The organism is Bacillus sp. 491mf (assembly GCF_900112415.1).
GTDB lineage: Bacteria > Bacillota > Bacilli > Bacillales > Bacillaceae_G > Bacillus_A.
On record NZ_FOLV01000001.1, the window covers coordinates 520,267 to 531,682 of the forward strand.

The window sequence follows — 11,416 nt, forward strand, 5'->3', positions numbered from 1 at the left end:
TGAATGATGAAAAATAGAAAAGTGATACTTATTCCAGTTTTCGCTATTTTACTATGTATCTTTGCCTTTACAGACCTACAGATATCCAATAGTCTATATCAACCAACTAATAAGATTGCTCTCTTTTTACAAGGTGTAGGAGAAATTCCAGCGATGCTTATTGCTTTATTTTCTAGTATGTATTTATTTAAAACTAGAATGAATAAAGGTTCAAGAGAGTATTATCTTTCTGGGATTGGTTACGGCATAGTCATTCTTTTGTTCGCTTTAATAGCTTCAGTTATGCTGGTAAATTATTTTCCTATTTCAAAATTTTTAATACCGATTTTTATGAGTTGTTTTATTGGTGCTTGCTATATGATTTCCAAATCATGGAGTAAATATGATAATCCTAGATTAAGAGATGTAGCATTAATCGGATTATTAAGTGTAGTCATCGTGTTAATTACATTTAATCTAATGAAACTAGGGTGGGGTAGAGAACGTTATCGTCATATGGTTTCTATTGGATCTTTCGAAGGGTTTTCAAGATGGTTTATACCTCAAGGAATTACAAAAAGTGATGATTTTATGTCATTTCCTTCAGGTCATAGTGCTAATGCAGCGTTAGTCATTTGGCTCAGTTTATTGCCAGAAGCTTTTGCTTCATTAAAGAACAAAAAAATAGGTATTTGGATTTTCATTCTTATGTGGATGTTACTAGTACCAATTAGTCGCATTGTAATGGGAGCTCATTTTGCTTCAGATGTTACAGTTGGAGTTGCGATTTCATTAATTGTTTTTATGTCTCTGAAAAAAATTATATGGAGAGATAAGAAAAATTAATTATCGAACTTTCTATCTTTGTATCCGAAAAATGGGTTATTAGTAGTCAAAAATGAGGTTGTATAGAGGGCTTATTAACTAAAAAAGTACATCACTATATATAATTAAATAGACTATATTAATAAGGGGTTTTATGCTCAATATATGAGCATACATCCTCTTTTTTTTCATACATATTAGATTTGGGCCAATGGTTTTTTACGATTTTATATGGTTTAGAGGGAGCTGGTCATTCAAATGAATGTTGAAAATAAAAAAAAGAAGATACATATTCGAGCCTCAAAACTCATATTTAGTAACGATTGATGGAAATTAAATTTTGGAGGCTATAATAATGAATGAAAAACCCCATAGACAGAGGCAAACTTTATTAGAGGAAAGCCAATATGAGAATCGAGACCTCTCCAATGAGCCAGCCCGACTTCATTCCCAGACAATCGGCTCTAGGGGACCTGTACTGGAACAAGATGGTGTACTACACGAAGCCTTACAAGAATTTATTCATGAAAAGATTTTAGAAAGACCTGTTCATGCAAAAGGATTTGGTGCATTTGGGTATTTTCAAACGATATATTCGATGTCCGAACATACAAAACTGAGCTTTTTACAAAACCCTAATCAGAAAGTTCCTGTTATGGTTCGCTTTTCGTTAGCTGTAAGTATGAAAGGAACACCTGATACATCTAGAAATGTAAGTGGTTTTTCCACAAAATTTTATACAGAAGAAGGCGTTTTTGACCTTTTATGTAATCACATTCCTGTCTTTTCTGTTCGTGATGCAGTGCGATTTCCGGAATTTATTAAAGCACTCTTACCCTCACCAAAAAACAATTTAATTGACCCTAATAGAGTTTGGAGCTTTGTAGCAAGAGCGCCTGAATCGATTCATTTTGTTGTACGTTTATACTCTGATGCTGGTACGATAAAAAGTTTTCGCCACATTCCAGGACATAGTGTAAATACATATGTTTGGAGAAATGCTCAAGGTATTAGAAAGTACGTTAAATACCATTGGTACCCATTTGACGGTGTACAATACATTGGTCGCGAAGAAGCAAATAAACTTGCCGCTGAAAATCCTGATTATGCTGGTAAAGATTTATACGATGCGATTGCGGGTGGTAAATCGGTGGAATATGGCTTATATGTCCAGCTCATGGACCCAAAGGATGAAGCAAATCTTTCTTATGATCCTTTAGACGATACTAAAGTATGGGATGAAAAAGAGTATCCCCTAATACCAGTAGGCAAAATGGTATTAAATAAAAATCCTGATAATTATATGAAACAAGTAGAAAAAGTAGCCTTCTCCGTTTCTAATTTACTAGACGGCGCAGAATTATCTGATGATAAAATACTGCAGGGCCGTGCCAATATTTATAGTGATTCTCAAAGAAGAAGAATTGGAACTGAATTTCGTAAATTACCGGTTAATCAACAGCAAAATTGGACACCAGCTAATCAAATTACAAGTGGCGCTGGGAGATATGTTGAAGGCAAACTAGAAAGAACTTCTATAACAAAGCAAGACGATTTTGGGCAGGCTGGAGAATTCTATACGAGGTTAACTCAAATAGAAAGAGAACATCTTGCTGAAAATTTAGCTAGTGATTTGAAAGTTATATCTGATGATATTAGAAATAAAGTTATGGAGTATTTCAATAAAGTATCATCTGACTTAGCAAAGAGAATTGAGATTGAAATGAAAAAGTAGTGTATTTTTAAATGAAATAAAAAATTCTTAGTCAACTAAAGCATTCGATAGTTGACTAAGAACTTTTTGTTTTTGAGAAAAGTTACAAAAATAAAAATTCTAGTTATTTATTTTTGTAAACAAAAGCGGCTTCGTGCTTAACGTTGCTGGGAGATGTACTTTCAGTTCGTGCAGTTCACCTGCTGGATTCATTTCATAAGAAATTAATATGTCCATTTCTACTTGGAAAACATTCCATTTCGTATTGAACATATCATAGTGGTGATGGTTCATTTCAATGTTGAATGACGCAAATTTAAAATATAATGATTCATTTCGTCTGTGTACTTCAATTGTACCGTAAGCAGGGTGTTCGAACGTTCCGATATAATCTTTTAACGGATGAGAAAGAACAGTTTCCTTTACTTGTGGTAGTGGTTTGTTCATTTCTTTCATCATTTCTGTAAACTTTTCCGTATTTTCTATCGCACGTTTATGCCAATTGATTGGTTCTAATCCAAGCAATTCATCATAAATTTGATGTGCAAGATAAGGAGGGAGTAATGTGTTACCGCGGTTCGTTAACACGACAATACCAATATTATGTTCTGGCATAAAGGAAACAAATGCTGAGAATCCGTCAATATTCCCGCCATGATGGATTTCTTTATGGCCGCGATAGGCAGTAATAAACCAGCCAAGACCGTAACTGTTTACTGGAGTTTCTGGCACAGTGAACATTGGGTCATCTGGAATCGGGATATGCGGTGTATACATTTGCTCAAGCAGATTATGTGAAAGTAGTTCATGTTCGCCAATTTTTCCTTTATTTAAATGAAGTAATACCCATTTTGCCATATCTTCTATATTAGAATTCATACATCCAGCGGCACCGATTGTATCAAGGTTGCAAAAAGGTACTTCTGTTATGTTTCCATCTTTCTCGATGTAAGGAAGTGCATGGTCATTTGATTTTTGTGAAGTGGTAACTGAGAAGTTTGTATGTTCCATTTGAAGTGGGGTTAAAATATGTTCTGTTGTATATTGTTCCCATGTTTCATTTGTAATGTTTTCTGCAATAGAACTAATTGTGGCATACATTAAGTTGTTATATAAAAATGCTGTGCGGAACGGTGCATCAAGCTCTAAGTGGCGAATGTTGTCAACGATATTTTTTCTACTTAAGGAGGCTGCGTACCATAGTAAATCGTGGCGACTGACACCGGTGCGGTGAGATGCTAGGTCGCGAGCTGTTGTTTGTGCGCTTGCTAGTGGCTCATGAAGTGAAAAAGTTGGAATATACGTTTGGACAGTTGTATCCCAATTAAATTTTTGCTGCTGCGCAAGTAAGCTTAAAGAAAAAGTACCAAAAGCTTTTGTTGCTGAACCGATTGCAAATAATGTTTTGGGGGTAACTGGTTTTTTATTTTTTGTATCGCGGTACCCATAGCCCTCAGAGAATACTACTTCTCCATTTTTTACGATGGCCACTGCCGCTCCTGGGACGTTCAAATCTTTCATCATATTTTGGATCTTCGTATGTAATTTACTTGTAAGAGGCAATTCAGTTTTTTGCATTGTAAACCCTCCACTCATATATTATTTACTTCCGCACTATAGTTTCTCGAAACAGATAGGAAATCCCTTTTTCCTTTTATGGGTAATATTGACAAAAATATGTCAGATTTTGAACGTGAAAAAATTTTAAAATACTGAGTTTCTGCGCGTGTATTCTATATGAAAGAGTATTTTACTAAAAAGGCCATGTGAAATTCAAAGGCATATATGATAAACTCCATATAGGAAAAAATAATGTTACATAATGCAATTGTGAAAGAAGGTTACTTGATGAAACACGCAGAGTATGAATATTTAAATATGTGCCATCATGTTATGGAAAACGGTACGAGAAAAGAAGATCGCACTGGTACAGGAACAGTATCTGTATTTGGGTATCAAATGCGCTTTGATTTAAGTCAAGGTTTTCCGTTACTTACGACAAAACGTGTGCCGTTTCGTTTAGTAGCGAGCGAACTTCTTTGGTTTATGAAAGGTGATACAAACATTCGTTATTTGCTGCAGCATAATAATAATATTTGGAACGAATGGGCGTTTAAGAACTGGGTAGAGAGCGATGCATATACTGGTCCAGATATGACGGATTTTGGGCTTCGTTCCCAGCAAGATGAAGAGTTTAATAAGCAATACGAAGAGCAAATGGAATTGTTTAAAACAAAGGTGTTAGAAGATGATGAGTTTGCAAAGAGTTACGGTAATTTAGGAGATGTGTATGGGAAGCAGTGGCGTGCATGGAAAACGACTGCCGGAGAAACACTTGATCAATTACAAGATGTAATTAATATGATTAAGAAAAATCCTGATTCCCGCCGCCTTATTGTGTCTGCATGGAATCCAGAAGATATACCAAGTATGGCATTGCCGCCTTGTCATACGTTATTCCAGTTTTATGTGGCTGACGGAAAATTATCTTGTCAGTTATATCAACGCAGCGGTGATATTTTCCTTGGCATTCCGTTTAATATAGCGAGTTATTCTTTATTAACACATTTAATTGCCCATGAGTGTGGCTTAGAGGTAGGAGAATTCGTTCATACAATTGGTGATGCTCATATTTACACAAATCATTTTGAACAAGTGAAAACACAATTGGCACGTGAACCACGTCCATTCCCAACGTTAAAGCTAAATCCAGATGTGAAGTCTATCTTTGATTTTGAAATGAGTGATCTTGTGTTAGAAGGATACGATCCACATCCAGCAATTAAAGCACCAGTAGCTGTGTAAATAAAAATAGGGGGATAAATATGATTTCATTACTTGTAGCAATGGATAAAAATCGACTAATCGGTAAAGACAATCAATTACCTTGGCATCTTCCAGCAGATTTGGCGTACTTTAAAAAAGTAACGATGGGTCATCCGATTATTATGGGACGAAAAACGTTTGAATCGATTGGCAGACCATTACCTGGCAGAACAAATATAATTTTAACCCGTAATCAAAATTATAAAATGGAAGGCTGTGAAGTCATTCATTCTATTGATGACGTGAAGAAAATGGACGAGCAAATGATTGATGAACTCTTTGTAATTGGCGGTGCAGAAATTTTTAAAGAAGTGCTTCCTTTTGCCGATCGCTTGTATATTACTAAAATTGAAGAGGTATTTGAAGGTGACACATTTTTCCCAGAAATAAACGATAATGAGTGGGAAGAAATATCTGTAATACAAGGCGTGACAGATGAGAAAAATCCATATACATATGCTTATCATGTGTATGGTAGAAGAAAATAAGAGAGAGAAGATTGGTGTGTTACATACCAATCTTCTTTTGCTGTTGGCGGCGATGAAATTTCTTTAGTAAAGTAATGCAGAGAGGAAGTAGCATACAGAATCCTGTTACAAAAAAGGCTGTTTTTAAGTTAAAGATATCATGTAGTAGTCCAGATAAATAAGCTCCTATTCCTCCGCCCACAACAGCGAGTAAGGTCCATGTTGCAAATACCCGCCCTAAATACTGTTCTTCGCATGACTGCTGAATGTAGATTTGTGCCAATGCAACACTTTGATTAAAGGTAATGCCTAGTAAAAAGGTCGCAATGATGCTAAGAGCTGAAGAAGGAACAACTAATAAAAAAAATAAAATGCCGCTAATACTTATGAATTTCATATAAGCTTTCTTATTGTTTAGTTGTTCTCGGTATTTTGATACTTGCATTGCTCCGAGTATACCGCCAAAAGCAAAAACTGCTAAATATATTCCCATACTCCCAAGTTTAATCGTGCTCCAATAACGGTTACTCAGTTCTAGCACTAACACTTCAAAAACTTTTCCACTAAATGCAATTGGAGTCATGAATAAGAGAATATATAAGAGATTTTTATTCATGAAGACGTATTGAAATCCTTTTAGGGCGTTTATGTGGAAAGGCAGTTGATGTTGCTTTTCTTGTGCTCCAAATTGCACAAAGGAAATACAGATAAAACTAACAAGAAAAGAAATGGCATCTAGAATAAATAAAAATTGTAAATTTCCATTTGTTATTGTATAAATGCTTGTAGCAAGAAGTGGCCCTAATATGATAGTAATTTGTCCTAATATTGCATTACATGAGTTAGAAATATGTAGCGGTGTTTGAGATGAAATTTGCTTAAAGGAAGCTTTTGCCGCTGGATCAAAGAAGCGATTGATTATTTGAGAAATAGAGGAAAGAATAAGTAAAAGCCATATGTAGTTTGATGGATTTAAAAAAATAAAACAAAAAGAAGTAGCCGCACTTGCGATATCTGTAAATAATATAATCTTTTTCCCGCCATACAAATCAGCGGCTATACCGCCTAACGGAATAGTAAGTAAACTTGCAATACCGCGGATTATCCACAGGAGACCGACTGAAGATAAAGTATTAGTAAACATGTATGCTGCAATAGATTGTGCGAAGAATGAGAAATGATTCCCAAGGTTAGAAATAAATCTCCCCAAAAAGTATATACAGAGATTCCTATCTTTTCTAAGCACATGCCACAATTTTAGATCCACTCCTTTTTGATTCTATATTAAGAAAAGAAAAAATAAAAACAAAGTCTTATATAAAAAATTTCTGAATGTTATAATGGTATTATAAAGAACGGCGCATAGTGCGTCGTTTTTTTTGTTGGATTAAATTTATAAAATTGGATTTTTATAGTATGATAGTATTGAAATATAAAGGAGGAAAAAATGTGAAAAAGATATGGGGAATACTTCTTATTTTTTCATTGCTACTAGTAGTAGGCTGTGGGAAAGAAGAGAAGCCAGAACAAGCGATGGATACATATGTAAAAGCATGGAATGACAAAAAGTTTGATAAAATGTATGATCAGTTATCAAAAGAGGCAAAGCAGTCCATTTCAAAAGATGATTTTGTAAAGAAATATGAAAATGTGTATACAGGAATTGCAGTGAAAAATTTAAAAGTTGCTGCAGAACCGAAAAAAGAAGACAAAAAAGATGAGAAAGACAATGCGAATGTACCTTTTAAAGTTAGTATGGATACAATTGGTGGGAAAATCTCATTTGAAAATGAGGCAAAACTTGTGAAAGAAAAAGATGGAGATAAGGACGTCTGGAAAGTGGATTGGAATCCATCATTTATTTTTCCAACTATGAAACAAGATGATAAAGTGCTTGTTCAGTCGTTTTTGCCAAAGCGCGGTGAAATTTATGATCGAAATGGAAGCGGATTGGCTACAAATGGGAAAGGTGCAGAAGTTGGAGTTGTACCTGGGAAATTAGGCGAATCAGCACAGCAAACGAAAGACACGTTAGCGAAATTATTACATATGTCAGTTGAAGATATCGAAAAGAAATTAACAGCGAAGTGGGTACAACCAAGTTACTATGTGCCACTTTCTATTTTACCAGAAGGTGCAAATGAAAATGATTATATTTCAATGCATGGTGTAGCGATACGTACAGTAAATGCTCGGACATATCCTTTAGGAGAAGCTGCCGCTCATTTAACGGGCTATATGGGTAAAGTAAATGCAGAGGATTTGAAAAAATTAGAAGAAAAAGGCTATAAGGCTGATGAGCCGATTGGCAAAACAGGTCTTGAAAATGTTTTTGAAGAAAAACTCCGTGGTGAAAAAGGCGGACGTGTTTATATTGCCGATGCAAAAGGAAAAGAATTAAAAGAGCTTGCTAAAAAACAAGCGAAAGATGGCGAAAATATCACACTTACAATTGATGGGAACTTACAACAAAAAATTTATGCGGAAATGAAGGGAGAAGCGGGTTCAAGTGCAGCAGTCCATCCGAAAACAGGGGAAACATTAGCGCTTGTAAGTAGTCCATCATACAATCCGAATGTTTATATGAGAGAGTCAGCGAAAGCAGAGCGAGAAGCTTTAAACAATGATCCGAAAAAGCCGATGACAAATCGCTTTACACAAGTATACGCACCGGGCTCAGTTTTCAAACCAATTACAGGAGCAATTGGTCTTGAAACAAAAGCACTTGACCCGAAAGAATCTCTTAAAATTGATGGTGTAAAATGGGCAAAAGATTCTTCTTGGGGTAACTATTATGTAACGCGAGTAAAAGATGCAAATCCAGTAGATTTTGAAAAAGCAATGATGTATTCCGATAACATTTATTTTGCACAAGAAGCATTGAAAATTGGTAAAGATAAATTTACAGAAGAAGCGAAGAAATTTGGATTAGGTGAAAAGTTACCAATTGAATATGGATTTGCAACGTCGCAAATCGCAAAAGATGGCATAAAAGGTGATATTGAACTTGCAGATACAGGATATGGTCAAGGAAAAGTTTTAATGTCATCTCTACACGTTGCACTATCGTATGCGCCAATTGTAAATGAAGGGAATATTCCATCTCCGCATCTTGTGAAAGATGATAAGCTAGTAAAGGCGTGGAAAGAAAAAGTGGTATCTAAAGAGAACAATGATATTTTGAAAAACTCTTTAATAAAAGTTGTGAATGATCCAGAAGGAACAGGTAAGATTGCAAAATTAGATGGTATTACACTTGCTGGAAAAACAGGAACAGCTGAATTAAAAGAATCAAAAGATGCTGATGGAAAAGAGTTAGGATGGTTTGTTGCATTTGATGCAAATTCTCCAAATATGATTATTGCAATGATGATTGAAGATGTAAAAGGAAGAGGCGGAAGTAGTATTCCGGCTGAGAAAGTAAAGCATGTGTTTCAATAGTAATCGAAAAGGAGTTGTCTCGTTTATAAGCGAGACAACTCCTTTTTATATAGTTATTTACTTACTAAAAAAAAGCAACTATTTTTCTTGACAAGAAATCGTATATTAGGTATTATTACTTACGTAAGATAAGTGATTTACTTTTTTGTTAAAAATCTCGAATTAAAGATATGTTGAAAAAGGGAGCGAAATGAACATGACAAAAGTATTATTTATTACAGCAAATCCAAATCCAGCAGAAGTATCATTTGGTATGGCAGTAGGAGAAGCGTTTATTGAAGCTTATAAACAAGCAAATCCACAAGATGAAGTGTTAACAATTGATTTATTCCATACAAGCGTACCTACAATTGATGGCGAAGTATTTGCCGCTTGGGGCAAACTTGGTGCAGGAGAAGGATTTGAGACATTAAGTGAAAGCCAACAACAAAAAATTGCGGCAATGAACGGAAACCTAGAAACATTTATGCACGCAGATAAATATGTATTTGTAACACCAATGTGGAATTTAAGCTATCCACCGGTTGTAAAAGCATACTTAGATAATATATCAATTGCAGGTAAAACATTTAAATATACTGAAAATGGTCCAATTGGTTTATTAGAAGGCAAAAAAGCTCTTCATATCCAAGCGACAGGCGGCGTGTATTCTGAAGGTCCATACGCGGGAGTAGACTTTGGTCGTAACCACTTAAAAGCGATGTTAAACTTCATGGGTGTAACGGATGTAGAGTATATCGCAGTAGAAGGTATGAGTGCAAACCCTGCACAAGCACATGAAATTAAAGAACAAGCTATTGAAAAAGCACAAGAATTAGCAAAACAATTTTAATCTATTATATTATGAAAAATGTCCAAACGCTTGTCGCTTGGACATTTTTTCTTCTTTTTCCTGCGTTTGTCTAGTATAATAAAAAACGGAATGACAATATGTGGGGGTTCTATATGATTCAAACAGTTTTTAAGATTTTATACTTAATTTTAATTGTAATTGGTATTACGCCAAGAATGTGGCGTATAAAAGGAAAGTTACATACATTATCACCGCAAGAGAAAGATAAGTTGGTGTATAAAACAACAAATTGGTTCGGCAAGAAGATGATTCGAGTAGTTGGATCAACAGTACAAGTGAATGGACTAGAAAATGTGCCACAAGATAAGCCGGTACTCGTTGTAAGTAATCATCAAAGTGACATGGATATTCCTATTTTACTAGGTTATTTAAACAAACCAATTGGATTCGTTTCGAAAGCAGAAATTAAAAAGTTTCCACTTGTACCAACGTGGATGGAAATGATGAATTGTGTATTTATGGATCGCAAAAATCGCCGTCAATCGGTGCAGGCCATTAAAGATGGGATTGAACTGTTAAAACAAGGGCATTCTATCGTTATTTTCCCAGAAGGAACTCGTAGTAAAGGTAATAAAATGGGAGAATTTAAGGCTGGTAGTTTCCATCTTGCTGTAAAAGCAGGTGTAGCAATTTTACCTGTAACATTGGATGGAACGTATAAAATGTTTGAAGCAAATGGCAATCGAATGAAGCCTGCGCATGCAACAGTCACAATTTCGAAACCAATTACAGCAGAACAATATGAAAATATGGATATTAAAGAATTAACGAAATATACACAAGATATTATAGAAAGTCAGTTGCAAAAGTAAGGAAAAAAAGGTCTCAGCTATCATATAGAGGCCACTGAAAAACTTCCGTTTTTCATCTCATAAAACATATGTAAAACAAAAAAGGCGACCTTTCGTTCAGTTTTGAACGAAAGGTCGCCTTTCTCTCTATACTTTTGTTACTGTTTCCCTTTTAATAATGTCATAATTCGTTTTAAATTAACTGCGAATATGGCCATCGCCCCTTGCATTCGCATGCCAATAAGACCCGAGGAAGATGCCACATCATACCCATGTCTATGTTTGAGTTCACTATTTTTCGCTTCAATTTTATAGCGCTCTTTTGCTTTTTCTTTGAACAGCTCGCTTTCTTGAAAAGTTTTTTGTTTACTATGTTCTGTTGAGTGGATCGTGACTGAATACGTTTTTGATTTTGCGCCTTCTTTATAACAGCCTTCTTTAAAAGGGCATCGTTTACATTTTTCTATATCAAAGTAATAGGTATCTCTCTGACTTTTACCTGTATTTTTCTTTCCTTCTC

Annotated in this window: 10 protein-coding genes; 7 read left to right on the forward strand and 3 right to left on the reverse strand. The window is 35.1% G+C overall.

Features of this window, described 5'->3' with window-relative positions; genetic code table 11:
- Positions 1–6 precede the first annotated feature (6 nt).
- Positions 7–825, forward strand: a complete 819-nt coding sequence (locus BM211_RS02710; protein ID WP_090995018.1) for a phosphatase PAP2 family protein — start codon at positions 7–9, stop codon at positions 823–825.
- A gap of 334 nt (positions 826–1,159) precedes the next feature.
- On the forward strand, positions 1,160–2,539 hold the full coding sequence (locus tag BM211_RS02715) for a catalase (RefSeq protein WP_090994972.1): 1,380 nt from the start codon (positions 1,160–1,162) through the stop codon (positions 2,537–2,539).
- Positions 2,540–2,638: 99 nt separating this feature from the next.
- On the opposite strand, the gene BM211_RS02720 is transcribed toward BM211_RS02715, so the two are convergent.
- A complete protein-coding gene (locus BM211_RS02720) occupies positions 2,639–4,096 on the reverse strand; it encodes a serine hydrolase (protein ID WP_090994975.1) in 1,458 nt (485 codons plus the stop codon).
- A gap of 270 nt (positions 4,097–4,366) precedes the next feature.
- On the opposite strand from BM211_RS02720, the gene BM211_RS02725 reads away from it, so the two are divergent.
- Entirely contained in the window at positions 4,367–5,323 is a 957-nt protein-coding gene (locus BM211_RS02725) for a thymidylate synthase (RefSeq protein WP_035433694.1), read from the forward strand.
- Positions 5,324–5,343: 20 nt separating this feature from the next.
- Complete coding sequence (locus BM211_RS02730; RefSeq protein WP_035433677.1) at positions 5,344–5,832, forward strand: dihydrofolate reductase; 489 nt, start codon at positions 5,344–5,346, stop codon at positions 5,830–5,832.
- A 19-nt stretch (positions 5,833–5,851) separates the two neighbouring features.
- Here BM211_RS02730 and BM211_RS02735 read toward each other — a convergent pair whose 3' ends face one another.
- Positions 5,852–7,078: an MFS transporter gene (locus tag BM211_RS02735; protein WP_090994977.1), complete on the reverse strand. Its 1,227-nt coding sequence runs from the start codon at positions 7,076–7,078 to the stop codon at positions 5,852–5,854.
- Positions 7,079–7,260: 182 nt separating this feature from the next.
- On the opposite strand from BM211_RS02735, the gene BM211_RS02740 reads away from it, so the two are divergent.
- The 3 genes from BM211_RS02740 (at position 7,261) to BM211_RS02750 (ending at position 10,917) form a co-directional block, all read left to right on the forward strand.
- Entirely contained in the window at positions 7,261–9,252 is a 1,992-nt protein-coding gene (locus BM211_RS02740; protein ID WP_035433679.1) for a penicillin-binding transpeptidase domain-containing protein, read from the forward strand.
- A 196-nt stretch (positions 9,253–9,448) separates the two neighbouring features.
- Entirely contained in the window at positions 9,449–10,084 is a 636-nt protein-coding gene (locus tag BM211_RS02745; protein ID WP_035433680.1) for an FMN-dependent NADH-azoreductase, read from the forward strand.
- A 113-nt stretch (positions 10,085–10,197) separates the two neighbouring features.
- Positions 10,198–10,917, forward strand: a complete 720-nt coding sequence (locus BM211_RS02750) for a lysophospholipid acyltransferase family protein (RefSeq protein WP_035433682.1) — start codon at positions 10,198–10,200, stop codon at positions 10,915–10,917.
- 137 nt (positions 10,918–11,054) lie between these two features.
- On the opposite strand, the gene BM211_RS02755 is transcribed toward BM211_RS02750, so the two are convergent.
- Positions 11,055–11,416: transposase (locus tag BM211_RS02755; RefSeq protein WP_177206877.1), on the reverse strand; the 362-nt coding region annotated here is incomplete at its 5' end.

Excerpts from the sequence above, each read along its gene's own strand:
- BM211_RS02710 (WP_090995018.1), top strand. The coding sequence starts at position 7 with ATGAAAAATAGAAAAGTGATACTTATTCCAGTTTTCGCTATTTTACTA.
- BM211_RS02715 (WP_090994972.1), top strand. The coding sequence starts at position 1,160 with ATGAATGAAAAACCCCATAGACAGAGGCAAACTTTATTAGAGGAAAGC.
- BM211_RS02720 (WP_090994975.1), bottom strand. The coding sequence starts at position 4,096 with ATGCAAAAAACTGAATTGCCTCTTACAAGTAAATTACATACGAAGATC.
- BM211_RS02725 (WP_035433694.1), top strand. The coding sequence starts at position 4,367 with ATGAAACACGCAGAGTATGAATATTTAAATATGTGCCATCATGTTATG.
- BM211_RS02730 (WP_035433677.1), top strand. The coding sequence starts at position 5,344 with ATGATTTCATTACTTGTAGCAATGGATAAAAATCGACTAATCGGTAAA.
- BM211_RS02745 (WP_035433680.1), top strand. The coding sequence starts at position 9,449 with ATGACAAAAGTATTATTTATTACAGCAAATCCAAATCCAGCAGAAGTA.
- BM211_RS02750 (WP_035433682.1), top strand. The coding sequence starts at position 10,198 with ATGATTCAAACAGTTTTTAAGATTTTATACTTAATTTTAATTGTAATT.